Consider the following 26,746-nt stretch of genomic DNA (forward strand, 5'->3'; position numbering starts at 1 on the left):
GTCGTACGGTCTGGCGGTCGATCTGCAGCGGTGCGGAGAATCGTCCTCCGAAAACCGCGCTCGCGCGAAGGATCGCCGCGAGGTGGGCTGCCGCGCCGGTCAGACGCGCGCGGCGGCCATGATCGCATCCTCCACCGACAGGCCCTGCTCCTCGGCGCTCCGCATCGCCGCCAGTACCCGCTTGTAGTCCTTCGGCATGACCTTGACGAAGTCCTCCTGGGCGCCGGCCCAGTTGGCGATCAACCGGGACGCGATGGCCGAACCGGTTTCCCGGTAGTGCTTCTCGACGATGCCACGCAGCGCGGACCGGTCGTCGTCGTCGAGCGGATCGACGTCCACCATCTCGGTGTTGATGCGCTGGATGACCGGCTTGTACAGGTAGGCCACGCCGCCGCTCATGCCGGCCGCGAAGTTGCGCCCGATCGGCCCGAGAACCACCACCGTACCGCCGGTCATGTACTCGCAGCCGTGGTCGCCGACCCCCTCGACGACCGCGGTGGCTCCGGAGTTGCGCACGCAGAACCGCTCGCCGACGATGCCGCGGAAGAACGCCTCGCCGGCGGTCGCGCCGTAGAGCAGCACGTTGCCCGCGACGGTGTTCTCCTCGGCGCGCAGCGGCGACTCCTTCGGCGGGAAGACGATGATCCGCCCGCCGGACAGCCCCTTGCCGGTGTAGTCGTTGACGTCGCCCTCGAGGGTGAGGGTCATCCCGCGCGGCACGAACGCCCCGAAGCTCTGCCCCGCGGAGCCGGTGAACCGCAGCGAGATCGTGTCGTCGGGCAGGCCGGCGGCCCCGTACCGCTTCGTCACCTCGTAGCCGAGCATGGTCCCGACCGTCCGGTTGACGTTGCGGATCGGCATCTCCAGCCAGACCGGACGGCCATCCTCGATCGCGCCCTCGCAGAGCTGGATCAGGGAGTTGTCCAGGGCCTTGTCGAGCCCGTGGTCCTGGCTGGCGGTGCAGTGCAGCGAGCCGCCGAACGGCCGCTCCGGGGTGTGCAGCAGCGGGGTGATGTCGAGCCCGGAGGCCTTCCAGTGGTCGATGGCGGCGCGGGCGTCGAGCAGGTCGACCCGCCCCACCGCCTCGGCGATGCTGCGCAGCCCGAGGGCGGCCAGGTGCTCCCGGACCTCCTCGGCGATGAAGGTGAAGAACGCCTCGACGAACTCCGGCCGGCCGGTGAAACGCGCGCGCAGCTCCGGGTTCTGGGTCGCCACGCCGACGGGGCAGGTGTCGAGGTGGCAGACGCGCATCATCACGCAACCCGCGACGACGAGCGGCGCCGTGGCGAAACCGAACTCCTCGGCGCCGAGGAGCGCGCCGACGACGACGTCCCGCCCGGTCTTCATCTGGCCGTCGACCTGGACGACGATCCGGTCCCGCAGGCCGTTGAGCAGCAGCGTCTGCTGGGTCTCTGCGAGCCCGAGCTCCCAGGGGGCGCCGGCATGCTTGAGCGAGGTCAGCGGGGAGGCGCCGGTGCCGCCGTCGTGGCCGGAGATGAGCACGACGTCGGCGTGCGCCTTGGAGACTCCCGCGGCCACCGTCCCGACGCCGACCTCGGCGACGAGCTTGACGTGCACCCGGGCCTTCGGGTTGGCGTTCTTCAGGTCGTGGATGAGCTGGGCGAGATCCTCGATCGAGTAGATGTCGTGGTGCGGCGGCGGCGAGATCAGACCCACGCCCGGCGTGGAGTGCCGGGTCTTCGCGATCCACGGGTACACCTTGTGCCCGGGCAGCTGGCCGCCCTCCCCCGGCTTCGCGCCCTGCGCCATCTTGATCTGGATGTCGTCCGCGTTCGCCAGGTACTCGCTGGTCACGCCGAACCGGCCGCTCGCGACCTGCTTGACCGCCGAGCGACGCAGGTCGCCGTTCTCGTCGGGAAGGAACCGGCGCGCGTCCTCGCCGCCCTCACCGGTGTTCGACTTCCCACCCAGGCGGTTCATCGCGATCGCCAGCGTCTCGTGCGCCTCGGCGCTGATCGAGCCGTACGACATGGCGCCGGTCGCGAACCGCTTCACGATCTCCGACACCGGCTCGACCTGGTCGATCGGGATCGGCGCCCGCCCGCGGGTACGCAGCTCGAACAGCCCGCGCAGCGTCGCGTTCTCCCGGGAGAGGCCGTCGACCTTCGCGGTGTACTGACGGAACAGGTCGTACTGACGGCTGCGGGTGGAGTGCTGGAGCAGGAAGACCGTCTCCGGGTTGAACAGGTGCAGCTCGCCCTCGCGCCGCCACTGGTACTCGCCGCCGACCTCGAGGGTGCGGTGCGCCAGCTCGGACGGGACGGTCGGGTAGGCGCGCCGGTGGCGGGCCGCGACCTCCTCTGCGATGACGTCGATGCCGACGCCGTCCAGCCGGCTCGGGGTGCCGACGAAGTACTGGTCGACGAGCTCCTGGGCGAGCCCGATCGCCTCGAAGACCTGGGCGCCGGTGTAGCTCGCCACCGTCGAGATGCCCATCTTGGACATCACCTTGAGCAGACCCTTGCCGAGGCCCTTGATCAGGTTCTTCTCGGCCTGCTCGCGCTCGATGCCGGTGAGCTCGCCGCGGGCGAGGAGGTCGTCGATCGACTCGAACGCCAGGTACGGGTTGACCGCCGCCGCGCCGTACCCGGTGAGCAGGGCGATGTGGTGGACCTCCCGGGCGTCGCCGCACTCGACGATCAGGCCGACCTTCGTCCGGGTCTTCTCCCGGATCAGGTGGTGGTGGACGGCGGCCGTCAGCAGCAGCGACGGGATCGGCGCCTTGCGCTCATCGGAGTCGCGGTCCGAGAGGACCACAATGCGGGCACCGTCGGCGATCGCCTCGCTGACGCCGGAACAGATCTCCGCCAGCCGCGCGGCCAGCGCCGCCCCGCCGCCGGCGACGTCGTAGAGACCACGCACGGTCACCGAGGCGAACCCGGGCATGTCACCGTCGTCGTTGATGCCGATGATCCGCGCCAGCTGGGTGTTGCTGATCACCGGGAACGGCAGATGCACCATGCGCGCCGACGCAGGGGACGGCGCGAGCAGGTTCCCCTCCGGGCCCAGCGTGCGCCCGAGGCTGGTGACCAGCTCCTCCCGGATGGCGTCCAGCGGCGGGTTCGTGACCTGCGCGAACAGCTGGGTGAAGTAGTCGAACAGCAGCCGCGGCCGGCTGGAGAGCACCGCGACCGGGGTGTCGGTGCCCATCGACCCGATCGGCTCGGCCCCGGTACGGGCCATCGGGCCGATGATGATCCGCAGCTCCTCCTGGGAGTAGCCGAACACCTGCTGGCGGCGCATGACGGACGAGTGCCCGTACAGGACGTGCTCGCGCTCGGGCAGGTCGTCGAGGGAGATCAGCCCGGCGTGCAGCCACTCCTCGTACGGGGCGGCGGAGGCCAGCTCGGACTTGATCTCGTCGTCGCTGACGATCCGGCCCTGCGCGGTGTCGACGAGGAACATCCGGCCCGGCTGCAGGCGCCCCTTGCGCACCACCCGGTGCGGCGGGATGTCGAGCACGCCGACCTCGGAGGCCATCACGACCAGGCCGTCGTCGGTCACCCAGTACCGGGACGGACGCAGGCCGTTGCGGTCGAGCACCGCGCCGATGACCGTGCCGTCGGTGAACGCGATGGACGCCGGCCCGTCCCAGGGCTCCATGAGCGCGGAGTGGAAGCGGTAGAAGGCCCGGCGGGCCGCGTCCATCTCCTCGTGGTTCTCCCACGCCTCGGGGATCATCATCAGCACCGCGTGCGGCAGCGACCGGCCGCCCAGGTGCAGCAGCTCCAGCACCTCGTCGAAGCTGGCCGAGTCGCTGGCGCCGTCCGCGCAGATCGGGAACAGCCGGGACAGGTCGCCGGGGATGAGGTCGCTGGCGAGCAGCGCCTCCCGCGCCCGCATCCAGTTGCGGTTGCCGCGCACCGTGTTGATCTCGCCGTTGTGGGCGATCAGCCGGTACGGGTGGGCCAGCGGCCAGCTCGGGAACGTGTTCGTCGAGAACCGGCTGTGGACCAGCGCGATGGCGCTGGCGAACCGCGGGTCGTCGAGGTCCGGGAAGTAGGCGGAAAGCTGATGGGTGGTCAGCATGCCCTTGTAGACGATGGTCCGCGACGACAGCGAGGGCATGTACACGCCGGTCTCCCGGCGCACCCGCTTGCGCACGCAGAACGCGCGGCGCTCAAGCTCCATGGCGTCGAAGCCGTCGGGCCCGGTCGCGGTCGAGGGCGCGGACGGATCGGTGGTGAGGACCGCCGTGCCTACGCCGTCAGCGGCCCCGGCAGCGCCGGCGATCTCGGCGCCGTCGGCCGTGACGGGCGCGACGCGCGGCCGCGTCGGCGTGCCGGGCAGCGCGAGGAAGACCTGCCGCATCCACGGCTCGACCTCACGGGCGGCGTGGCCGACGATGTGGCTGACGGTCGGCACCTCCCGCCACCCCAGGACACGCAGGCCCTCCTGGCGGACGATCCGGCTGATGGTCCGGACGGCGTCGTCGCGCTCGCCGGCGACCTGCGGCAGGAACACGGTGCCCACCGCGTACCGACCGGGCGCGGGCAGCGCGAACTCGACGACGTCACGGAAGAAGACGTCCGGGACCTGGACGAGGATGCCCGCGCCGTCACCGGTGTCAGGATCGCTGCCCGACGCACCCCGGTGATCGAGATTGCGCAGCACGGTCAGACCCTGATCGACCAGCTCATGACTGCGCCGGCCGTGCACATCGACGACGAAGCCGACGCCGCAGGCGTCGTGTTCGAAGGTGGGGTCGTAGAGACCTTGCGCAGTCGGCATCCGGCGGTGTCCTGTCCATCTTCAAGGGCCGATGGGAGCGGACGACGCTGTCCGGAGGGCGGCGCGACGAGATGACGGGCTGGTCGCCAGCTCCACGCCTCTACCGAGTGTGCCATGAGCGCGCCGGATCCGCCGTGATCGCTAATGTCCGCCAGGTCACAGCAAGATGACGGCAGATTTCCTGGACGATCAACGAAGTTCAGGTAAAAGGCGTCGATGACAGAAAATGTCACAGCGAGGCAACATCGTTGTCACCGAACGCGTCGCCCGGCGACCCGGCCCGGACGGACAGCCGGCCCGGGTGACGACACACTCCCGGTCCGCAGTGTACGGATCTCGTCCAGCCGCCGGTCCGCCCGGCCGAGGAACGGACCGATTCCAGGGTCCGGCGACCGCGAACGTCCCCGGGGACGCCGACGTCCCGGGGACACGGGGTCTCCTGGTCGGGCGGGGGTTCGCCCGAAACGTCAACCCGGTCGCGGGCCCGGCGACCGCGCCGGTGATCCCCGCCGCTGGGCGAGGCGGCCTACCCCGACCGCTGGTCGTGGCCGGACGGCGCCGGCAGGCCGGGCGCGGCTGGCTCGGTGACCGGGTCACCGGCGGTCCCGGTACCGCCGACCGCACTGCTGGCACCGCTGGCACCACCACTCGGCCCGGCGGGTCCGCCGGGCGCGGCCTGGCCGTCGGCTGGCCCCGTGCCGGGAGCCGCCGCGGTGTTACCGCCGGCGGCCACACCGCCGGAATCCGCGGCGGAGCCGACGGAGGCACCGACCGGGGCGACGGCACCCGTGGCTGCCGTCTCGCCGTCACCGTCACCGTCACCGTCACCGGTGGTGGTGGCGGTGGCGGTGGCGGCGGTGGCGGCGGCGGTGGCGGCGGTGGCGGGGGCGGGGCTGGTCCAGCCGACATCCGGGTCGATCGGGCGACGGACCAACGCCAGCGCCAGCAGGGCCAGCAGGAAGACCGCGATCGAGACCCAGATGTTGATCCGCAGCCCGAGGACCTTCTCCGCGGTGTCGATCCGCAGGGCCTCGATCCACAGCCTTCCGATGGTGTAAAGCGCCACGTAGAGGAAGAACAGCCGGCCGCGGCCCAGCCGCCAACGCCTGTCGACCAGCAGAAGCACCCCGGCGACCGCGAGGTTCCACAGCGACTCGTAGAGGAACGTCGGGTGATACGTCGCCACGCCCGGGATCATCTGGTGGGCCGGGTCGATGCGGACCGCCCAGGGCACGTCCGTCGCGCGGCCGTACAACTCCTGGTTGAACCAGTTACCCCAGCGCCCGATCGCCTGCGCGAGGGCGAGGCCCGGCGCGAGCGCGTCGGCGAACAGGCCGAACGAGACGCGCATCCGACGGCAGGCGATCCAGGCGCCGAGCGCGCCGCCGGAGACGGCGCCCCAGATCGCCAGGCCGCCGTTCCACACCTCGAACACGGCCAGCAGATCGCCGTTCGTACCGAAGTAGGCCTCGGGGCTGCTGACGACGTGGTAGATCCTCGCACCGACGATCCCGAACGGGACCGCCCAGTACGCCACCTCGCTGGCGATCACCGGATCCGCGCCCCGGGCCCGCAACCGCCGGGCTGTGACGGCGACAGCGACGATGATCCCCAGGACGATCATCAACGCATAGGCGCGCAACGGGACTGGTCCCAGATGCACGACCCCTCGGGAAGGACTGGGTATCGCAGCGAGCACCACGAGCGTCAGGCTATCTCCCCGTACTCAGCCGGCAGCGAGGCCAGCCCGCCGACCGCCGACGGACCCACGCCCGTCCACACCGCCGGATGGCGGCGGACAGCGGCGAACGCCTGCGGATGGCGGCGCCCGCGGACCACGGCGAGCGCGGACCGCGGCGAGCGCGGGACGGCCGGAGGCCGCCTGGTCAGGCGGTGGCCGAACGCACGCCGGCGGCGAGCTCGACCGCCAGCCGCTCGATCGCACCGACGCCGTAGGCACCGTCCCGCGCGTCGGCCGCCAGGGCCCGGACCAGCGCCGAGCCCACGATGACGCCGTCGGCGAAGCCGGCCACCTCGGACGCCTGGGCACCGGTGCTGACGCCGAGGCCAACCGCCACAGGCAGGTCGGTCACCTCCCGGACCCGGGCGACCAGGCCGGCCGCCTTCACACCGACGGCGGCGCGCGCACCGGTGACGCCCATGGTCGACGCCGCGTAGACGAAGCCGCCGCTGTGCGCCGTCACCAGGCGCAGCCGTTCGGTGGTCGAGCTCGGCGCGACCAGGAAGACCGGGTCGAGGCCGTGGGTGGCGCTGGCCGCGAGCCACGGGCCGGCCTCCTCCGGCGGCAGGTCGGGGGTGATCGCCCCGGCCCCGCCGGCGGCGGCCAGGTCGGCGGCGAACGCCTCCATGCCGTACCGCTCCACCGGGTTCCAGTAGGTCATCACCAGGGTGGGGGCCCCGGTCTCGGCGACCGCCTCGACCGTGCGCAGCACGTCCCTGGTGGTCACGCCGCCGCGCAGCGCGGTGTCCGCGGCGTCCTGGATGACCGGGCCGTCCATCGTCGGATCCGAGTAGGGCAGGCCGACCTCGACGACGTCCACGCCCGCCGCGACCATCGCCCGCATCGCCGCGATGCCGCGGTCCACCGTCGGGAACCCGGCGGGGAGATAGCCGACGAGCACCGCCCGCCCGTCCTTGCGCGCGGCCGCGAAGGCCTCGTCGAGCGGGCTCGGCCCGCCGGGTCGGGCGGGCCGCTGCCCGGACGGCTCGAGCCGGCTCGGCGCCGGCTGGTCGTTTGCCGGCTGCTCCTGGGCCCGTGCCTGCTGGGCCGACTGGTCGTGCGCCACTTGACTCCGCACCGTGCGTCCGTTCCTCGTCGTTGTCGTCAGGCGGACGGTTCGGTGGCCGGGGTTGCGCCCTCGCCCCGGGACTCGGCGTCCGTGTCGTCCGTGTCCAGCAGATCGAACCAGCGGGCGGCCGTGTCGACGTCCTTGTCTCCTCGGCCGGAGCAGTTGACCAGGACGACGGCGTCCGGGCCGAGCTCACGGGCCACCTCGAACGCGCCGGCGAAGGCGTGTGCGCTCTCGATCGCGACGAGGATGCCCTCCGTCCGCGCGACCAGCGCCAGTGCCTCCATCGCGGCGCTGTCGTCGACCACCCGGTAGCTGGCCCGGCCGGTCTCGTGCAGGAGGGCGTGCTCAGGGCCGATGCCCGGGTAGTCGAGCCCGGCCGAGATGGAATGGGAGACCTGGGTCTGACCGTCCGCGTCCTGGAGGAGGAAGGTCCGCATGCCGTGCAGGACCCCGGGCGCGCCCCCGGCGATCGCCGCGGCGTGGCGGCCCGTCACCACTCCGTCGCCGCCGGCCTCGCAGCCGATCAGGGCGACCTCGGTGTCCGGGATGAAGCGGTGGAAGACGCCCATCGCGTTCGACCCGCCCCCGACACAGGCGACGACGGCGTCGGGCAGGCGGCCGAGCAGGTCGAGCGTCTGCTGACGTGCCTCCACGCCGATGATCCGCTGGAAGTCACGGACCATCATCGGGAACGGGTGCGGGCCCATCACGGACCCGATGCAGTAGTGGGTCGAGTCGACGGTGGCCACCCAGTCGCGCATGGCCTCGTTGATGGCGTCCTTCAGGGTGCGGCTGCCCGACGCGACGGGGACCACCTCGGCACCGAGCAGGCGCATCCGGGCGACGTTGAGCGCCTGCCGGCGAGTGTCCTCCTCGCCCATGTAGACGACGCACTCCAGCCCCAGCAGGGCGCAGGCGGTGGCGGTGGCGACGCCGTGCTGACCGGCTCCGGTCTCGGCGATCACCCGGGTCTTGCCCATCCGCCGGGTGAGAAGGCACTGCCCGAGAACATTGTTGATCTTGTGCGAGCCGGTGTGCGCGAGATCCTCGCGCTTGAGCAGGATGCGCGCGCCACCGATCCGCTCCGTGAGCCGGTCGGCCGAGGTCAGCGGCGTCGGGCGCCCGGCGTAGCTCGCCAACAGGCGGTCGAGCTCATCGACGAAGGCGGGGTCGACCCGGGCGGCCTCGTAGGCCGCGGTGAGCTCGTCGAGCGCCGCGAACAGCGCCTCCGGGACAAACCGCCCGCCGAAACGGCCGTAGTGGCCGGCGGCGTCCGGTACGGCCTGCCAGTTCCCCGCCGCCTGGGCGGCCGACCACGTGCCGACCTCGACCGGGCCGGTCGCGCGGCTCGGGTCGGTGGCACGGCTCGGATCGATGGCGGAGGTCGGGTCGGCGGTGGTGTCGACGGATCGAGCTGTCACGGCCCCGACTGTACCGGCGCCCACCCCCACCGAGGTGACGTGCGGGGCCGGGCCCCGCCCGGAGACGCTCCGAACACAGAGCACCCGTGCGGGCCTGGCCGGCGACCGCTCGGCCGACCGCCTTACACGGCGCCCGAGCGGTCGGCGGGTCAGTGCGCGATACGGGTGGCGGGATGCGTTCCGGCGGTCACGAGATCGGCGACGAACTGGCGCGGGTCGCCGCCGGTCACGGCGGCCTCCCCGACCAGCACCGCGTCGGCCCCGGCACCCGCGTACTGGAGCAGGTCGCGCGGGCCGCGCACGCCGGACTCGGCGACCTTCAGGACCCCCTGCGGGACCATCGGCGCGAGCCGGGCGAAGGTCTCCCTGTCCACCTCGAGGGTGCGCAGGTTGCGGGCGTTGACCCCGACCAGCCGGGCGCCCGCGTCGAGAGCCCGCAGCATCTCGGTCTCGTCGTGCACCTCGACCAGCGCGGTCATGCCCAGCGACTCGACCCGCTCGAGCAGCCCGATCAGCCTCGGCTGATCGAGCGCGGCCACGATCAGCAGGACCATGTCGGCGCCATGCGCCCGCGCCTCGAGGACCTGGTACGGCGAGATCACGAAGTCCTTGCGCAGGACGGGGATGTCGACGGCCACCCGGACGGCGTCCAGATCGGCCAGCGAGCCGCCGAACCGCCGCTGCTCGGTGAGGACGCTGACCGCCGCGGCGCCCGCCTGCTCGTAGAGCGAGGCGAGCGCCGCCGGATCGGCGATCGTCGCGAGCGCACCCCTGGACGGCGAGCGGCGCTTGATCTCCGCGATCACCGAAACCCGCGGTGCGCGCAGCACCGCCAGCGCGTCCCGGGGATCGGGTACACGCTCAACACGTTGTTTCAGAGCTGCCAGGGACGTTTCCCGCTCACGGACGGCCAGATCTGCTCTGACCCCGTCGAGGATCTCCTCGAGAGCGTTCATCGCCCCGCGCTCGCGCCAGTCGCGGCTGCCATGCCGCCGATGGTAGGGCAGTCTCGAGCCCGAGGCCCGTCGCCCCCACCCGCGGCGCCGAGCCGTCACGATTCGTGGTTGTCCACGCATTGGCCATCCGAGTGGCCGCGCCCCTGACGTCGACGTCGAGGCCAGACCAACCCGAGGGATCGCGGGACGAGCGACGGAGCCCCGACCGACGGTAGTGGTGCTCCTGTTGGCCCTGACACCGGACGCACTCGCGCGACCACGGCACGACACCTGGGCAGACGCCTCGCGACACGCCCGCGCACCCGGCACTTTGACGGTCCGCCACCGACCCGTATCATCGAACACACGTTCGAACACGAGTGGATTCGGGAGGCGCGATGTGGAGTGACGAGCCGAGGCCTCGAGACGCCGCGGACGCGGCACGGAGGTCAGATACGGCCTACCCGCGGGCCCGCCGGGACGGCTCGGAACGGCTCGTCGCGGCCTGGTCCGCCGCCGCCGTGTGGTCCGCTCGCCGGGTCTCCGGCGGCATTCCCACCCCCGCCGGGCCGCCCGTTCCGAGTGCGCCGGAAGGTGGCGCCGACGAGAGGATCGGCCAGAATTCGCGATCATCGTCCCGAGTACGCGGCGCGGCGCCGGAGCGCCCAGCGCCCGGCCGCCCCGCCACGAGCCCGGGTGGCTCCGCGGCTCCCCGGCCCACGGGCCCGGCGGCCACCGGCACAGCGGGTGCCGCGGACCCCTCCCCGGCGAGTCCCGTGGCCTGCGGATCAGTGGGCGCGGCGCCGCCGCGGCTCACCGCCCCGCCAGGTGCCCAGACCGAGACCGGCGGAGGCGGTACCGAGGGCCGCAGAGCGCCTGAGGAGCGTGCCGGCGGCACGGGTCGGGCGGGGCTCAGCGGCGCGCCAGACACGCCCGGCCGCCCTCCGCGGCCAGGCCCGGGCACGGCGTCCCGCGTTCCCGTGAGCGGTCCGGTGACGGAGCATGACCTGCTGATCGCGCAGGTTCAGGATCTCGACCGTCGCATCGCGCGGATGGACGAGCTCATCTCCCTGCTCGAGGCGGACATCGAGCGCAATGACCTGACCTTCGCCGCCCTGGCCGGCCAGCGGCTCCGGCTCACGACGGCAGATCCCGAGCAGAAGGTCGACGGCGCTCCCGCCCCCGCGCGGGACGCGGTCCCTGAACGAGAGGAGCAGTCCTGATGGTCAGGTGGGGTCCTGGCCCCGCTCGATGGCGTCCCAGGCGTCAGCGGGTGCGGCTGCGCGGGCCTGGTAGCGGCCGGACATGGCCGGCCAGGTCCCGGCGCGTGCGACGACGACGGCACCCGTGATCGCGAGCACGAGACCACCGAAGGAGGCGAGCCATGGAGCCACGGTGCGGGAAAGATCGAGGATGGTCGGATCCCCGATGGGGACGAGCGCCCTGACCTCGTCGGTCCCCCGCACCGCGGCCATCGGGTCGAGGGCGATCCCGCCGGCGATCAGGAAGATCGCGACCCCTGCACCCGCCAGGAGCACACCCACCAGGGTCCGCCCCACGCGCCTGGTCGCGATGATCGCCACGGTGGCGGCGAGCCCGAGCAGCGCCAGCGCGGTGGCGGCCGGGGCGAGCGATTCTCCCGACCACTTCACCGGCAGGGGCGCCGCCACGGCCGAGGCCTGCCCGCCCGTGCCGGCCTGAACTTGGGCCGAGACCCAGGTCGCGCTGGCGCTGAACAGGACGACGGCGGATCCGACCAGGCACGCGACCATGGCGAGCGCCCGCTCCCGGCGGGCGCCGGGAGCGGGGCTTCCTGCGGGCGCGGGCAGGTCGGCGGGCGCTGTCATACCGGCGGGCGGAGCGACTCCGCCACCTCGATCGCGCGGAGAACCGCCGCGGCCTTCGTCCGGCTCTCGAGATCCTCGGTGTCGGGAACGGAGTCCGCCACGATCCCGGCGCCGGCCTGCACGTAGGCCATTCCTGAACGGAGGACCGCTGTGCGGATGGCGATCGCGGTGTCGAGGTCACCGCCGAAATCGAGATATCCCACGACCCCGCCGTACAGGCCGCGCCTCGTCGGCTCGAGCTCGTCGATGATCTCCATGGCCCGCACCTTGGGCGCTCCCGACAACGTCCCGGCGGGAAAGGTCGCGGCGAGGACGTCGACCGCGCTGCGCTCGGGCGCCACCTCACCGATCACGGTGGAGACGATGTGCATGATGTGCGAGAACCGCTCGACGGACGCGAACTCGACCACCCGCACCGATCCGGGCACGCAGACCCGCCCGAGATCATTGCGGACCAGGTCGACCAGCATCACGTGCTCGGACCGTTCCTTCGGATCGGCCAGGAGCTGGGCGGCCAGTTCGGCATCGCGCTCGGGGGTCTCGCCCCGCGGCCGGCTGCCCGCGATCGGGTGCAGCAACGCCCGGCGGCCGGTGACCTTGACGTGCGCCTCCGGCGACGAGCCGACCACATCATGATCGGCGAACCGCAGCAGGTACATGTAGGGGCTGGGGTTCGACGCCCGCAGGACCCGGTAGACGTCGAGGGCGTCGGCGGTGGTGGGGCGCTCGAACCGCTGGGAGACCACGATCTGGAAGCACTCCCCCGCCCGGATCTCCTCGATCGACCGCTCGACGGCGGCGTGGAAGCCGCCGGGCGGGGTTGCGGAGGCGAAGTCGCGCACGCCCGTGGACGCCCCGGTCGTGGTCGCCACGGTCGGCTCGCTCCACTTGCCGAGATCTGCCGTCATCACCTCGATGCGGTGCACCGCATCGTCGTAGGCGGCGTCCAGCTCCGCCCGCCGCGCGGACGGTCCGCCCGCCGCTCCTGGGCCAGCCAGGTCCGCTGCTTCGGCCGGGTCCCCGGAGCCGGTGAAGATGTTCGCGACGAGCTGGCACGATCCGTCGGTGTGGTCGAGGACGGCGAGGTCGGTCGTCAGGAGCATCCGCAGCTCGGGCATCCCGAGATCGTCGGTTGCCCGGGCGGGCAGCCGCTCGATGCGCCGGACGATGTCGTACGAGAGGTACCCGACCAGGCCTCCCAGCAGCGGCGGAGTGCCACTCGGCCGGGCCGAGCAGAGCTGGCGTTCCACGGCACGCAGGACGTCGAGCGGGTCGCCGTCGAGCGGGACACCGGGCGGCGGGGTTCCGTCCGTCCAGGCGGCCTGCCCGTCCCGTTCGGTGAGTGTGGCCGCGGCACGGACGCCGACGAAGGAGTAGCGCGACCACACGCCCCCGTGCTCGGCGGACTCGAGCAGGAACGTCCCCGGCCCGCCGGCCAGCTTGCGGTAGACCCCGACCGGTGTCTCGCCGTCGGCGAGCAGGCGGCGGGACACCGCGACGACCGGCTGGCGCGCGGCGAGCTCGTGGAACTCCGCCCGGCTCGGTGTGATCTCGCCGGTGGTCATCGTGGTGCTCCCGTCGTCGGCGCCGGCGCCACTGCCGGCATGGACATGGGCGTGGAGGTCGGCGTCGGCGTGGGGTTCACGGCCGGGGGCTGCAGGGGCCGGGCGCCGCCGACCTGCAGCTCGCGGCCGGTGAAGCAGGTACGCGTGCCGGTGTGGCAGGCCGGGCCCACCTGGTCCACCTGGACCAGCACGGTGTCGCCGTCGCAGTCGAGGGCGACCGACCGCACCCACTGCACGTGCCCGCTGGTGTCGCCCTTGACCCAGTACTCGGCCCGGCTGCGGCTCCAGTAGGTGGCCCGGCCGGTGGTGAGGGTCCGGTGCAACGCCTCGTCGTCCATCCATCCGACCATGAGCACCTCACCCGAGTCGTACTGCTGGGCGACGGCCGGGAACAGTCCGGAGCCGTCCCGCTTGAGCTGCCGGGCGATGGCGGGGTCGAGATCGGAGGCACGTGCGGTCACCCGCCCATTCTGCCCGCCGCGGCCAGCAGGCCTCCAGGCCACCACGGCAGGCGGGCCGGGACCCGCCGACCGGGGTCACCCCTCCGGGCGGCGGTCAGTGCGACGAGACCCCGGCCGCCCAGGATTCGTGCAGCCGCCGGTAGACCCCGGGCACGGCGACCAGCTCCGTGTGCGTCCCGCGCTGGACGACCCGCCCGGCGTCGACCACGACGACCTCGTCGGCGGCCTCCGCGGTGGAGAGCCGGTGCGCGATGGTGACGGAGGTGCGTCCCCTGGTGAGCTCGAGCAGGGCCGTGGCGATCTTCACTTCGGTCGCCGGGTCGACGGCGGAGGTCGCCTCGTCGAGGACGAGCAGGTCGGGGTCGGCGAGCTGGGCACGGGCAAGCGCCAGGAGCTGGCGTTCGCCGGCGGAGAGCAGCTCACCGCGTTCCCCCACCGGGGTGGCGATGCCGGCGGGCAGGCCGGCGAGCCAGTCGCCCAGGCCGAGCTGCGCGAAGGCGTTCACGATCTCGGCGTCGGAGGCGTCCGGCCGCCCGTACCGGACGTTGCCGGCGACGGTGAGGTCGAACAGGAACCCGTCCTGCGGCACCATGACCACCCGGCCCCGCAGCGAGTCGAACCGCACCTGGTTCAGCGGGACGCCGCCGATCAGCACGGTGCCGTCGGTGGGGTCCATGAGCCGGGTGAGCAGCTTCGCCATCGTCGTCTTGCCGGAGCCGGTCTCCCCGACGATGGCCACCCGCCGGTGCGACGCGAGGTCGAGCGTCACGTCGTGGAGCACCGGCGGGCCGCCCGGGTAGGCGAATCCGACATGGTCGAACCGCACGCCGAGCGGCCCGTCGGGCAGCGCCACGCCACCGGTGTCCTCGGCCGGGTCGCGGACGTCCGACGGGGTGTCGAGGACGTCGAGGACCCGCCGCAGCCCGGCGAAGGCGTTCGCGCCGTCGTTCAGTACCTCGGTCAGTGACTGGATGGGCATCACGAACAGCGTGAGGAGGAACAGGAAGGCCACCAGCTGCCCGGTGGTCAGCGATCCGTCGACGCCGATCGCGACCCCGACGATCACCACCCCCGCGGTGGTGAGCGCGGCGACCGTCTCGACTCCGGCGAACACCCCCGCCACCAGGGTCTGGGCGTGGGTCTGTGCGGCGCGGTAGTCCTCCACCGTGCCGTCGATGCGCCGGGAGGTGCGGTCCTGCGCGCCGTAGGCCCGCACGACCTGGGCGCCGACCACCGACTCCGAGATCGCGCCGAGCATGTCCCCGACCCGCTCCCGCACCTTCCCGTACCGCACCGCCAGCCGCTTCTGGAAACGCCGGGTGGCGATGACCAGCGGGACGAAGAACGCGTACACCAGCAGGGCCAGCTGCCAGGAGTAGACGAACATGAGGATCGTGGCGATCAGCATCTGCCCGGTGGCGACGATCAGCATGACGCCGCCGAACTGGAGGAACTGCGACATCGTGTCGATGTCACTGGTGACCCGGGAGGTCAGCGAGCCGCGCCGCTGCGCGGACTGGCTCAGCATCGACAGGTCGTGGACGTGGCGGAAGGCCCGGACGCGCAGGGTGGCCAGCGCGCTCTCGGAGACGCGGTAGAGCCGCACGTTCATCCGGAACGCCGCGAGCGCGGTGATCAGGATGGCGACCGCGGCGAGGGCCACCGAGACTCCGACGAGGCCGAGGTCCGCTCCGCCCTCCCAGACACCGCGGTCGAGCGTCTGCTGGACCACGACGGGGATCACCACCTTGCCCACGGTGGCGGTCACGGCGAGGGCCAGGGTTCCGGCGATGCCGGCGGTCAGCTCCGGCACGAGCCGGCGCAGCCGGCCCCCGGTCGCCCACAGGCCGTCGGAGCTCATCGTGCGCCCTCCTGGTCCGGAACCGTCAGCATTCCGACCGAGGCCGCGTCGACAGGCGCGGCGGTACCCGATGCGGCGGCGTTCAGCCCGGAGGAGCCCGGCGCCGGCACCCGGTGAGGCCCGGGCTCCCCCCGCGTTCCCGGGGTCGGCCCGTCGCCGGTCCCGGCGTCCGTGTCCTCGTCGTAGGCCGTCAGCAGCTCCGCGTAGCCGGGCGAGCTGGCCAGAAGCTCCCGGTGGGTGCCCTGCGCGGTGACACGGCCGTCCTCCAGGTGCACGACCTCGTCGGCGAGCTCGACGGTGGACCGCCGGTGCGCGACGATCACCACCGTCGACGCCCCCGCCCGCTCCCGCAGCCCGGCGAGGATGGACGACTCGATCCGCGGGTCGACGCTGGACGTCGCGTCGTCGAGGATCAGCAGCCGCGGGTCGCGCACGAGCGCGCGGGCGAGGCCGATCCGCTGGCGCTGACCGCCGGAGAGCGTGGTCCCCCGCTCCCCCACCCTGGTGTCGAGGCCGGCTGGCAGGGCACGGACGAAGCGCTCCGCCTGGGCCCGGCGCAGGGCCTCCCACACGGTCTCGTCGTCGACGTCCAGGCCGAGGGCGACGTTCACCCGCACGGTGTCGTCGAACAGGAACGTCTGCTGGGGGACGAGCGCGACCGCGCGGGTCACCTCGCCCATCGCCAGGTCACGCAGGTCCACGCCGTCGATCCGGACGGTGCCCGAGTTGGGGTCGACCAGGCGGGCGAGGAGGTTCACCAGGGTCGACTTGCCGGCACCGGTGCGCCCCGTCAGCGCGACCACCCGGCCGGGGGCCACGTCGAAGGTCACCCCGTGCAGCGCGGGCCACACCGCCTCGGTGGATGGCGGCCTGGCGGCGGGGATGTTCGCGGAGGTGTCCGTGACGTCGTCGTGGTCGCCGGCGGTCTGCACCGGGTAGCCGTATCCGACGCCGGTGACGCGCAGCGCCGCCGGGCCGGAGCCGACGAGGGCGGCGGAGCCGAAGCCGAGACCGCCGCGGGCCGTGAGCACCGCGTCCACCCGCTCGTGCCCGACGACGGACCTGGGCAGCTCACCGAAGACCCATCCGATCGCTCTGATCGGGAAGGCCAGCAGGGTGAACAGGTAGGCGACCCGAACCAGCTCACCGACGGTGAGCGAGCCGCCGTCGATGCGGACCGCTCCGACGACGATCACGGCCAGCACGCCGAGGTTGGGCAGCGCCTCCATGACCGGGTCGAACATGCCCCGGACCTGGCCCGCACGGACCATCGCGTCGCGCAGCTCGCCGGCCTTGACGGCGAAGCGGGCCGTCTCGTCGGCCTCCCGACCCAGGGTCTTCACGACGAGCGCACCGTCGAAGGACTCGTGGGCGACCCCGCTGACCTCGGCTCGCAGGCGCTGGGCGCGGCCGTAGAGCGGCGACACCCACCGGCCGTAGACCACGTTGACGACACCGAACGCGGGGAACACGACACAGCCCACCAGGGCCAGCAGCGGGTCGGTCGCGATCAGCAGGGCCAGCGCCGCGGCGAGCATGACCAGCACGCCGGCGGCGAACGGCAGCGGCGCGATCGGCGCCCACGTGGCCTCCACGTCCGCGTTCGCGTTGGACAGCAGCGAACCGGTCGAGTGCCGCTGGTGCCAGGCCAGCGGCAGCCGCAGGTACTGGCGGGTGACCCGACGCCGGTAGGTGGCCTGCAGCCGGTACTGCATCATTCCGGAGACCAGGCGGCGGAAGAACATCCCGGCCGCCCGGGCGAACCCGATGCCGACCATGATCAGCGCCGCGCCGATGACGGCGCTCCAGTCGGCGGCGCCGTCGTCGATGCTCGGGACGAGGACGCGCTCGGTGATCTCGCCAAGGGCGAGCGAGCTCGCGACCGTCGCCAGCGCGTAGAGGGAGCTGCCGGCCAGCGCGATCAGGAAGACCCTGGGCTCCTCCCGGACGGCGATCGCGAGCACGCCCAGCCCGCGCCTGATCACCGTGGGCGAGCCCGCCGCGACGGGCCGGGGCTCCGCGGCAGGCCGGGATGCCGCGGCAGGCCGGGATGCCGCGGCGGGGGGCCCAGGCGAACCGGCACCGCCGGGGGCTGCTTTCCTGCGGGTCACCTCGCCGGACGCGGGGTCACCGGGCACTGGCACTCCTCCGTTTCACGGGCGGCCGCGGAACACCCCCCGCGGCATCGGCGGCCGCCGCACGCCGTCCCCCGGGTGACGCGGCCGTTCGTCACTCAACGCGCAACCCGGCGGTAACAGTCCCGGTCAGACGCCTGCTCACCAGCGCGACCCGGACACGGTGCCCGCCGGCTCACCACCCGGACGACCAAGGCGCGCCCGACATCCTGGCCCGCGCGAAGGCCGCCGGCCCGGCAATGACCCAACCGACCGCTGATGGACAACCGACGTTCGACCCGCGTTCGAGGAAATGCCCACGACCGACGCCACCAGCCGATCCGTACCCCGGCCGCAGCCGTCAGCCCGGCCCCGCAGCCGTCAGCGCCGCAAGCCGGCCGCTCGTTGCCCGCAGCCGTCAGCGCACCGCGATGGCGGCGTCGCGCAGCACCTTCTTCACCTCGGAGATCCGCATCCGCCCGAAGTGGAAGACGCTGGCGGCCAGCACGGCGTCGGCGCCGGCGCCGACCGCGGGGGCGAAGTGGTCGAGGCTGCCGGCGCCACCGCTGGCGATCACCGGGACGTTCACCGCCGCGCGGACCGATGTGATCATTTCCAGGTCGTAGCCGTCCTGGGTGCCGTCGGCGTCCATCGAGTTCAGCAGGATCTCGCCGGCGCCCAGCTCGACGGCCCGCGCGGCCCAGGCGACCGCGTCGATGCCGGTGCCCTGGCGCCCGCCGTGGGTGGTCACCTCGAAGGCGGGGCCGCCCGGCTCGCGGGAGCGACGGGCGTCCACCGAGAGCACGATGCACTGGCTGCCGAACCGCAGCGCGCACTCGCGGACCAGCTCCGGGCGGGCGACGGCCGCGGTGTTGATCCCCACCTTGTCGGCGCCGGCGCGCAGCAGCCGGTCGACGTCGTCGACCGAGCGCACCCCGCCGCCGACGGTGAGCGGGATGAAGACCTGCTCCGCCGTGCGCCGGACGATGTCGTACGTGGTCTCCCGGTTTCCGCTGGACGCGGTGATGTCGAGGAAGGTCAGCTCGTCGGCGCCCTCGGCGTCGTAGAGCCGGGCCATCTCGACCGGGTCGCCCGCATCCCGCAGGTCGGTGAAGTTCACACCCTTGACGACCCGCCCGCCGTCGACGTCGAGGCAGGGGATCACCCGGACGGCGACGGTCACGGTGCGCCCGCCGCGGGCACCTCCGCCGCGACCGCGAGCGCCTCGGGCAGGGTGAACGCGCCGGCGTAGAGCGCCTTGCCCACAATGGCGCCCTCGACACCGGGCACCGTCGCGATCGCGCGCAGGTCCTCCAGGGAGGAGACGCCGCCGCTGGCGACCACCGGCCGGGTCGTCGCGGCCGTCACGGCCCGCAGCAGCTCGACGTTCGGGCCGGTGAGGGTCCCGTCCCGGCGGACGTCGGTGAGCACGTAGCGGGCGCAGCCGTCGGCGTCCAGCCGTGCGAGCACCTCGTAGAGCTCGCCGCCCTCGCGCGTCCAGCCCCGCGCGGCGAGGGTGGTGCCACGGACGTCCAGGCCCACGGCGATCCGGTCGCCGACCCGGTCGATCGCCTTGCGCACCCACTCCGGGTCCTCGAGCGCCGCCGTGCCGATGTTGACCCGGGCCGCGCCGGTGGCCAGCGCGGCGTCGAGGGAGTCGTCGTCCCGAATGCCGCCGGAGAGCTCCACGGCCACGTCGACGGAGCGGACGACCTCGGCGATCAGGTCACGGTTGGACCCGCGGCCGAAGGCCGCGTCGAGGTCGACCAGATGGATCCACTCGGCGCCGTCGCGCTGCCAGGCCAGCGCCGCCTCGCGCGGGTCGCCGTAGGAGGTCTCGGTTCCGGCCTCGCCCTGGACCAGGCGGACGGCAAGGCCGTCGGCCACATCCACCGCGGGTAGCAGCGTCAACGTCACATCCCCACCCTACGGGTCACCCCGGCCATCGAGGATGCGCACCACAGGGACCACACGAGTTGACGGAACCGGGGATCCTCCGATCACGGATCGTTTTAGCGTGGTCGGCGATGACCTTCGACGCGGCGGACCAGGCGTCGATGCCGGGAGCAGCCGATCGGGCCGTGGCCAGCGCGCGGATGTGGGCCGCGATCGCGTCCGCCGCCGCGCGCCGGTACGTCACCGACCGGGCGACGGTCGCGGCCTCGGTCATCTCCAACATCGTGCTGACCGTCCTGCGCGGCCACCTGGCACTGGCCGTGTGGGAACAGCGGCCCGGGCTCGCCGGCTACGACGCCACCGCGGCGGTCACCTTCACCGTGGTCGGGCAGGCCCTCGTCAGCACCTTCGCCGTCTTCGGCGGCATGGTCGACCTGGCCTGGCGGGTGCGCGACGGCGGCGTCGAGACCGACGTCGTCCGGCCCGTCGGGTTCCAGCGGTGGTGGCTCGGCCTGGAGGTCGGGCGGGCCGGGGTGTACCTGACCACCCGCGCGATACCCGCGGGTGTGGTCGGAGCGTTCCTGTTCGACCTGCGGCTCCCCCGGTCCTCGGGCACCGGAGCGCTGTTCGCCGCGAGTCTCGTGCTGGCCCTCCTGGTCAGCTTCGGCCTGCGCTACCTGGTCGCGCTCAGCGCGTTCTGGCTGACCGACGACCGGGGGGTGCAGGCCGTCGCCGCGCTCGTGATGATGTTCTTCTCCGGCGCCGTGCTGCCCCTCGGGCTGTTCCCCGGCGTGCTCGGGACGATCGCCGGGTTCCTGCCGTTCGGGGCCGTCGTCCAGGCGCCGATGGACCTCTACCTCGGGTCGCCGGCCGGCGGCACGGCATACCTCGGGAGCGCGGCCGCCGGCCCGGAACGGATCCTCGCCTACCAGGCGGTCTGGGCGCTGCTGCTGTGCCTGGCCGGCCGCGTCCTGACGACCGCCGCGCTGCGCCGCCTCGTCGTACAGGGAGGCTGACGGGTGACCACGGACGAGGCCGCGGCCACCGCCGGCGCAGGCGCAGGCATCAGCACTGCCGGCACCACGGCGACCGGCACCCACGTGAATGGCACCCACGTGACGGTTGCCGACAGCGGCGTGGGCGGGCGGCTCGGGCTGGTGCGGGCGGAGGCGGGCCACTACCTACTGCTGGTCGGCGCCGCCTTCCGCTCGACGGCCCAGTACCGGCTCTCACTCGTCCTGTACACCCTCGTCGAGATGGCGGCGACGGTGCTGGACCTCGCCGCGATCGGCATCGTGTTCGCCCACCTGCCCGACCTCGACGGCTTCTCGCTCGCCGAGGTCGCCTTCCTCTACGGGACGTCGGCCCTCGCCTTCGCCGCCGCCGAGGCCGCGGTCGGCCCGCTGGACCGCCTCGGCTGGCCGATCAAGGACGGCAAGCTGGACCCGATGCTCACCCGCCCCGTCAGCGTGCTCGTGCAGGCCGCGACCGCGGACTTCTCCCCGCAGCGGCTGGGCCGGGTGGTGCAGCCCGCCGCCGTCCTCGTGATCAGCCTCACCGCGCTGGACGTCCCCTGGACCCCCGCCCGGATCGCCGTCCTCCCACTAATGATCATCAGTGGGATCGTGATCAGTGTGAGCCTCTCGGTGGGCACCGCGGCGGTGCTGTTCGTCGCTCCGGACGCGTCCGTCGCCGTGGGCGCCGTCCGGCAGGGCGCGGCGCTCGCGACGCAGTACCCGCTGACGGTCTACGGCCGCCGGACGGCGCTGCTGATGACCGTGGTGCTGCCGATCGCCTTCGTGAACTGGCAGCCGGCCCTGTTCGTGCTCGACCGGCCCGACCCGTTCGGCCTGCCGGGGCTCACCCGGTTCCTGTCCCCCGCCGTTGCCCTGGTCACCGCCATGCTCGCCGGGACGGCCTGGCGCCTCGGCCTCCGCCACTACCGCAGCACCGGGAGCTGAGTGTCATGACCGGCGTCATCGACGTCGAGGGGGTCAGCAAGACGTTCGTCCTGCGGCGGCGGGCCGGCTGGATGCGCCGGGAACGGGTGGACGTCCACGCCGTCGCGGACCTGTCGTTCACGGTCCGGGCCGGGGAGATCGTCGGGTACCTCGGCCCGAACGGCGCGGGCAAGAGCACCACCATCAAGATGCTGGTCGGCATCCTGACGCCGTCCGGTGGGCGGCTGCGGGTGGCCGGGCTGGACCCGTCCCGGCAGCGCCTGCGGCTCAGCCGGCGCATCGGGGTGGTCTTCGGCCAGCGCTCGCAGCTGTGGTGGGACCTGCCACTACGCGACAGCTTCGAACTGATCCGCCGCATCTACCGGATCCCGGCGCCGCGATACCGGAACAATCTCGAGCATTTCGTCGAGATGCTGGCGCTGGCGCCAATCCTCGACACCCCGGTGCGGCAGCTCTCGCTCGGCCAGCGGATGCGCGGCAACATCACGGCCGCCTTCCTGCCCGACCCGGAGATCGTCTACCTGGACGAGCCGACGATCGGCCTGGACGTCGTCTCGAAGACGGCGGTCCGCGCGTTCCTCGCACGCACCAACCGCGAGGCGGGGACGACGATCGTGCTCACCACCCACGACATGACCGACGTCGAGCAGCTGTGCCGGCGGGTGATGGTCATCGACCATGGCCGGCTGGCCTTCGACGGCGAGCTCGAGACGCTGCGCGAGCGCCTCGGCGGCACGCGGACGCTGCGGGTCGACCTCGCCGAGCCGCTGCCGGCGATGACCGTCGAGGGGGCGCGCGTCGTGCGGGTGCACGGCGCCCGGCAGTGGCTCGAGCTCCCGGCGGGTGGCAGCGCGGCACCGCTGGTCAGCGAGATCGCGGCCCGCTACCCGCTGGTCGACCTCTCGGTCGGCGAGCCGGCGATCGAGGACGTCATCGCCCGCCTCTACACCACCGACCGACTCGCCCCCGACGCCCCCTGATCAACAGGGCCGGAGCCGACGCCTGCGCCTGTGGCGGCGGCGGCTGGCCGCTGCAGGTGGTCAGCTCAGGGTGCGCAGCCAGTTCCGCAGGACGTGGGCACCGGCGTCGCCGGACTTCTCCGGATGGAACTGGGTGGCCGCGAGCGGTCCGCGCTCGACCGCGGCGGCGAACGCCTCGCCGTGCTCGGCGACGGTGTCACCCGCCCGCGCCGCCGCCGCGTAAGAGTGCACGAAGTAGAAACGCGTCTCCGCGTCGATGCCCTCGAACAGGACCGACTCCGGTGGGGGCGTGACGACGTTCCAGCCCATGTGCGGCAGGACCGGCGCCGTCAGCCGGCGCACGCTCCCCTCGAGCACGCCGAGGCCCTCCGTCCGCACACCGTGCTCGTCGCCGAGCTGGTAGAGGATCTGCATGCCCACGCAGATCCCGAGGACCGGTCGGCCGGCAGCCAGCCGCTCACGCACGACCTCGCCGCCGCCGACCGCATCCACACCCGCCATGCACGCCGCGAAGGCGCCGACCCCGGGGACGACGAGCCCGTCGGCGGCCCGGGCGGCGTCGAGATCCGCCGTCACCGTCACCTCGGCACCGACCCGGGCGAGCGCCCGCTCGGCCGAGCGCAGGTTCCCCGAGCCGTAGTCGAGGACGACGACGTCCGGCCGCGGGCCGCTCAAAGCACGCCCTTGGTGGACGGCACGCCGGCGACCCGCGCGTCGAGCGCCACCGCGTCGCGCATGGCCCGGGCCACCGACTTGAACTGCGCCTCGACGACGTGGTGGGCGTTGCGCCCGGACAGCACCCGCACGTGCAGCGCGATCCGCGCCGAGGCGGTGATCGACTCGAAGATGTGCCGGGTGAGCGTGGTGTCGTAGGTGCCGATCAGGCCGACCAGCTCCGGCTCGACGTGCACACAGTAGGGCCGGCCGGAGAGGTCAACGGCCGACTGCACCAGCGCCTCGTCGAGCGGCACGGTCGCGTCGCCGAAACGGCGGATGCCCGCCTTGTCGCCGAGCGCCTCGCGCAGCGCGGTGCCGAACGCGATGGCCGTGTCCTCGACGGTGTGGTGCGCGTCGATGTGCAGGTCGCCCTCGGTGCGCACGGTGAGGTCGAAGCCTCCGTGCTTGCCGAGCTGCTCCATCATGTGGTCGAAGAACGGGACGCCGGTCTCCGCCGACGCCAGGCCCGTCCCGTCGAGGTCGAGCTCGATCAGGACGTGCGACTCCTTGGTCTTGCGCTCGACGCGAGCGGTGCGTGCCATCGTTTCCCTCGGGTTCTCCACTGGTGCGGCGCTGGACCGGCCGGCCGGCCGGCTGTTTGGTCGGTCCGGGCGGTCGTACCGGTCCGGATGTTCGGGTCGGTCCGGATGGTCGGGTCGGGTCGGTCCGGCCCGGTCGGTCAGGAGCTGATCTCCACGGCGGCGCGCAGGAGGGCCGGGCGGGCGGTCAGCACCCGGCGCAGCGCGTCGAGGAAGGACTCCGTCTCGTTCGGCAGGCCGGCCGTCACCCGCAGCCAGCCGTCGAGGCCGACGTCGCGGACGAGCACGCCGGCGTCGAGCAGGCCCTGCCACACGGCGCGCTGGTCGGTGAAGTGGCCGAACAGCACGAAGTTGGCGTCGCTCGGAGCGGTCACGCAGCCGAACTCCGGCAGGGACCGGACGAGCAGGTCGCGCTGTGCCTTCACCGCGTCCACCGTGCCGAGCAGCTCGTCGGCGTGGGCGAGCGCGGTGCGCGCGACCGCCTGGGTGAACGACGACAGGTGGTAGGGCAGGCGGACGAGCTGCAGCGCGTCGACAACCGCCGGATGCGCCGCGAGGTAGCCGACCCTGGCGCCGGCCAGCGCGAACGCCTTGCTCATCGTCCGGGTGACGACCAGCCGGGGGTGGTCGGGCAGCAGGGTGAGCGCGCTGGGGACGCCGGCCCGGCGGAACTCGCCGTAGGCCTCGTCGACCACGACGACACCCGAGCCGACCTCGGCCATGGCGTCGCAGGCGGCCGCGATGACCTCCGCGCCGAGCGCGGTGGCGGTGGGGTTGTTCGGCGAGCACAGGAACAGCAGCGCCGGGCGGTACCGGCGGATCGCGGCGGTGACCCGGTCGGCGTCGAGGGTGAAGTCCGCCGCGCGGGACTCGGCGACCCAGCCGGTGGCGGTCGCCAGCGCGATCAGCCGGTGCATCGAGTAGGACGGCTCGAAGCCCACCGCCACCCGCCCCGGACCGCCGAACGCCTGGCAGAGCTGCTGGAGGATCTCGTTCGACCCGTTGGCCGCCCACACCTGGGCCGCGTGCACGCCGAAACCGGCGTCCGGGGTCAGGTAGTACGCCAGGTCGGCGCGCAGAGCCTCGGCCTCCCGGTCGGGATAGCGGTTGGCCTCGGTCGCGGCGAGGGTCGCGGCCTTGCCGAGCGCATCCACGAGCCCGGCGGACGGCGGGTGCGGGTTCTCGTTGGTGTTCAGCCGCACCGGGACGTCGATCTGGGGCGCGCCGTAGGGCGACATCCCCCGCAGGTCGTCACGCAGGGGCAGGTCGTCCAGGGTGACGGGCCGCCACGGGGCACGGTCGGCCGGGGTGGCCGCAGCGGAGCGCAGCCGCCCGCGGCCACCGACGGGCGCGCCCTGGCCGGCCGGCGCCCCCGGGAGCACCCCGCTGGGACCTGCGGCGTCAGGTGGCCCGGCGCCGTCACCCAGGCCGGCGCCGTCACCCGGGCCGGCGCTGTCGCCCGAGGGGGCGGCGTCGCCCGCTCCGCTGATGTTCCCGGTCATCGGGCCCGTACCTCCACCGCGTCGACGTGGGCGATCAGGTCCTCGGCTCCGCCGAGCGCGGCGATGCGGGGCGCGATGTCGGCGAGCGCCTCGGGGCCGCACTCGACGACATGGACCTGGCGCTGGAAGGCGGACACGGCGAGGCCACTGGAGTGCCGCGCGGTGCCGCCGGTGGGCAGGACGTGGTTCGAGCCGGCGAGGTAGTCCCCGAGCGGGACGGGTGCGTAGGCACCGACGAAGATCGCGCCCGCGTTGCGCACCCGGGCGGCGACACCCGCCGCGTCCGCGGTGTGGATCTCCAGGTGCTCGGCGGCCCAGGCGTCGACGACCGCGAGACCCGCGTCGACGTCGGCGACGATCGCCACGGCGCCCTGGCCGGCCAGCGCCTCGGTGACCCGCTCCCGGTGCCGGGTGGCGGGGACCTGCTTGTCGAGCTCGACGTCGACGGCGTCGGCCAGCTCGGGCGACGTCGTGACCAGCAGGCAGGCGGCCATCGGGTCGTGCTCGGCCTGCGCGATCAGGTCGGCGGCGACGAAGTCGGGGCGGGCCGAGCCGTCGGCGAGGATGGCGACCTCGGTCGGGCCCGCCTCGGCGTCGACACCGACCAGCCCGCGCAGCAGCCGCTTCGCCGCGGTGACGTAGACATTGCCGGGGCCGGTGACGACATCGACGGCCGGGCAGCTCTCGGTGCCGTGCGCGAACATCGCGACGGCCTGGGCGCCGCCGGCCGCGTAGACCTCGTCGACCCCGAGCAGGGCGCAGGCGGCCAGCACGACCGGATGCGGCAGGCCGCCGTTGTCGACCTGGGGCGGCGAGGCCACCGCCAGCGAGGCGACGCCGGCCTCCTGCGCGGGGACGACGTTCATGACCACGCTGCTGGGGTAGGCGACCCGCCCGCCCGGCACGTAGAGGCCGACCCGGCCGACCGGGATCCAGCGCTCGGTGACCTTCGTGCCGGGGGCCACCTCGACGACCACCGGCTCCCGGAGCTGGGCCCGGTGTACCAGCCGCGCGCGGCGGATCGCCTCGGTCAGCGCGTCACGGACCGCCGGGTCGAGGGCCGCGAGCGCGCTCGCGAGCGCGTCGGCCGGTACCCGCAGCTCGGCCGGGCGGACCCGGTCGAAGCGCTCCGCGGCGTCGAGGACGGCCGCGTCACCACGGTCGCGCACGTCGTCGCAGACGGGGCGGACCGCGTCCATCGCGACGTCGACGTCCACGGCCGCCCGCGGGAAGAGCCGACGGACGTCCGACGTGGTGGGCTGCGCGGAGCGCAGATCGAGCCTTCTGAGCACGCCCACGAGCGTATCGGCCCGACCGCCGGTCCGAGCAGTGGAACTGTTTGGGAATACCACACCGTGATACGGCGCGGGGCGCGGTGGCAC

At 73.4% G+C, this 26,746-nt stretch carries 20 protein-coding genes; 4 read left to right on the top strand and 16 right to left on the bottom strand.

The features are described from left to right. Nucleotides 1-99 precede the first annotated feature (99 nt). The 5 genes from gltB to trpC all read right to left on the bottom strand — a co-directional run bounded on the left by gltB (nucleotide 100) and on the right by trpC (nucleotide 9,942). Nucleotides 100-4,752 (bottom strand): glutamate synthase large subunit, encoded by a 4,653-nt coding sequence (gene gltB, locus E0504_RS25750; protein WP_131626000.1) that lies wholly within the window; start codon nucleotides 4,750-4,752, stop codon nucleotides 100-102. 526 nt (nucleotides 4,753-5,278) lie between these two features. Continuing rightward, complete coding sequence (lgt, locus tag E0504_RS25755) at nucleotides 5,279-6,415, bottom strand: prolipoprotein diacylglyceryl transferase (protein ID WP_306769268.1); 1,137 nt, start codon at nucleotides 6,413-6,415, stop codon at nucleotides 5,279-5,281. Between the two features lie 223 nt (nucleotides 6,416-6,638). Next, nucleotides 6,639-7,559, bottom strand: coding sequence for a tryptophan synthase subunit alpha (gene trpA / locus E0504_RS25760; protein WP_083391218.1), 921 nt, complete (start codon nucleotides 7,557-7,559; stop codon nucleotides 6,639-6,641). Between the two features lie 38 nt (nucleotides 7,560-7,597). After that, complete coding sequence (gene trpB, locus E0504_RS25765) at nucleotides 7,598-8,986, bottom strand: tryptophan synthase subunit beta (protein ID WP_373693937.1); 1,389 nt, start codon at nucleotides 8,984-8,986, stop codon at nucleotides 7,598-7,600. Nucleotides 8,987-9,135: 149 nt separating this feature from the next. Continuing rightward, entirely contained in the window at nucleotides 9,136-9,942 is an 807-nt protein-coding gene (trpC, locus tag E0504_RS25770) for an indole-3-glycerol phosphate synthase TrpC (RefSeq protein WP_020459536.1), read from the bottom strand. Between the two features lie 971 nt (nucleotides 9,943-10,913). On the opposite strand from trpC, the gene E0504_RS25775 reads away from it, so the two are divergent. Next, the gene (locus E0504_RS25775; protein WP_131626002.1) at nucleotides 10,914-11,144 is read left to right on the top strand and encodes a hypothetical protein; all 231 of its coding nucleotides are present in this window, start codon (nucleotides 10,914-10,916) and stop codon (nucleotides 11,142-11,144) included. Nucleotides 11,145-11,147: 3 nt separating this feature from the next. Here E0504_RS25775 and E0504_RS25780 read toward each other — a convergent pair whose 3' ends face one another. The 7 genes from E0504_RS25780 to priA form a co-directional block, all read right to left on the bottom strand. Continuing rightward, entirely contained in the window at nucleotides 11,148-11,768 is a 621-nt protein-coding gene (locus E0504_RS25780) for a Trp biosynthesis-associated membrane protein (protein WP_112105748.1), read from the bottom strand. Continuing rightward, entirely contained in the window at nucleotides 11,765-13,333 is a 1,569-nt protein-coding gene (locus E0504_RS25785) for an anthranilate synthase component I (RefSeq protein WP_071065623.1), read from the bottom strand. The genes E0504_RS25780 and E0504_RS25785 overlap by 4 nt, the downstream gene beginning before the upstream one ends. Beyond that, nucleotides 13,330-13,794 carry a phosphoribosyl-AMP cyclohydrolase gene (gene hisI / locus E0504_RS25790; RefSeq protein WP_131626003.1) on the bottom strand — a complete coding sequence of 155 codons (465 nt, stop codon included), beginning with the start codon at nucleotides 13,792-13,794 and terminating at the stop codon, nucleotides 13,330-13,332. The genes E0504_RS25785 and hisI overlap by 4 nt, the downstream gene beginning before the upstream one ends. Nucleotides 13,795-13,888: 94 nt before the next feature. Further along, nucleotides 13,889-15,655, bottom strand: coding sequence for an ABC transporter ATP-binding protein (locus E0504_RS25795; protein ID WP_131626004.1), 1,767 nt, complete (start codon nucleotides 15,653-15,655; stop codon nucleotides 13,889-13,891). Then, complete coding sequence (locus tag E0504_RS25800) at nucleotides 15,652-17,793, bottom strand: ABC transporter ATP-binding protein (protein WP_112105751.1); 2,142 nt, start codon at nucleotides 17,791-17,793, stop codon at nucleotides 15,652-15,654. The genes E0504_RS25795 and E0504_RS25800 overlap by 4 nt, the downstream gene beginning before the upstream one ends. A 394-nt stretch (nucleotides 17,794-18,187) precedes the next feature. After that, nucleotides 18,188-18,952 (bottom strand): imidazole glycerol phosphate synthase subunit HisF, encoded by a 765-nt coding sequence (hisF, locus tag E0504_RS25805; RefSeq protein WP_071065627.1) that lies wholly within the window; start codon nucleotides 18,950-18,952, stop codon nucleotides 18,188-18,190. Continuing rightward, nucleotides 18,949-19,686, bottom strand: coding sequence for a bifunctional 1-(5-phosphoribosyl)-5-((5-phosphoribosylamino)methylideneamino)imidazole-4-carboxamide isomerase/phosphoribosylanthranilate isomerase PriA (gene priA / locus E0504_RS25810; protein ID WP_112105752.1), 738 nt, complete (start codon nucleotides 19,684-19,686; stop codon nucleotides 18,949-18,951). Before priA ends, hisF begins: the two co-directional genes overlap by 4 nt. Nucleotides 19,687-19,796: 110 nt before the next feature. On the opposite strand from priA, the gene E0504_RS25815 reads away from it, so the two are divergent. The 3 genes from E0504_RS25815 to E0504_RS25825 are packed head-to-tail and all read left to right on the top strand — an operon-like array spanning nucleotide 19,797 to nucleotide 22,606. After that, nucleotides 19,797-20,681, top strand: coding sequence for an ABC-2 family transporter protein (locus E0504_RS25815; protein WP_112105753.1), 885 nt, complete (start codon nucleotides 19,797-19,799; stop codon nucleotides 20,679-20,681). 3 nt (nucleotides 20,682-20,684) lie between these two features. Beyond that, nucleotides 20,685-21,626, top strand: a complete 942-nt coding sequence (locus E0504_RS25820; protein WP_112105754.1) for an ABC transporter permease — start codon at nucleotides 20,685-20,687, stop codon at nucleotides 21,624-21,626. Nucleotides 21,627-21,631: 5 nt separating this feature from the next. Further along, complete coding sequence (locus tag E0504_RS25825; protein ID WP_112105755.1) at nucleotides 21,632-22,606, top strand: ATP-binding cassette domain-containing protein; 975 nt, start codon at nucleotides 21,632-21,634, stop codon at nucleotides 22,604-22,606. Between the two features lie 60 nt (nucleotides 22,607-22,666). On the opposite strand, the gene hisH is transcribed toward E0504_RS25825, so the two are convergent. From hisH to hisD, 4 genes are all read right to left on the bottom strand, one after another. Then, the gene (hisH, locus tag E0504_RS25830) at nucleotides 22,667-23,281 is read right to left on the bottom strand and encodes an imidazole glycerol phosphate synthase subunit HisH (protein WP_071065631.1); all 615 of its coding nucleotides are present in this window, start codon (nucleotides 23,279-23,281) and stop codon (nucleotides 22,667-22,669) included. Then, nucleotides 23,278-23,865: an imidazoleglycerol-phosphate dehydratase HisB gene (gene hisB, locus E0504_RS25835; RefSeq protein ID WP_020459523.1), complete on the bottom strand. Its 588-nt coding sequence runs from the start codon at nucleotides 23,863-23,865 to the stop codon at nucleotides 23,278-23,280. The genes hisH and hisB overlap by 4 nt, the downstream gene beginning before the upstream one ends. 137 nt (nucleotides 23,866-24,002) lie before the next feature. Beyond that, nucleotides 24,003-25,364, bottom strand: a complete 1,362-nt coding sequence (locus tag E0504_RS25840; protein ID WP_112105756.1) for a histidinol-phosphate transaminase — start codon at nucleotides 25,362-25,364, stop codon at nucleotides 24,003-24,005. Continuing rightward, entirely contained in the window at nucleotides 25,361-26,656 is a 1,296-nt protein-coding gene (gene hisD / locus E0504_RS25845) for a histidinol dehydrogenase (RefSeq protein ID WP_200835238.1), read from the bottom strand. Before hisD ends, E0504_RS25840 begins: the two co-directional genes overlap by 4 nt. Nucleotides 26,657-26,746: the final 90 nt, after the last annotated feature.

This window comes from Parafrankia sp. BMG5.11 (genome assembly GCF_004337455.1).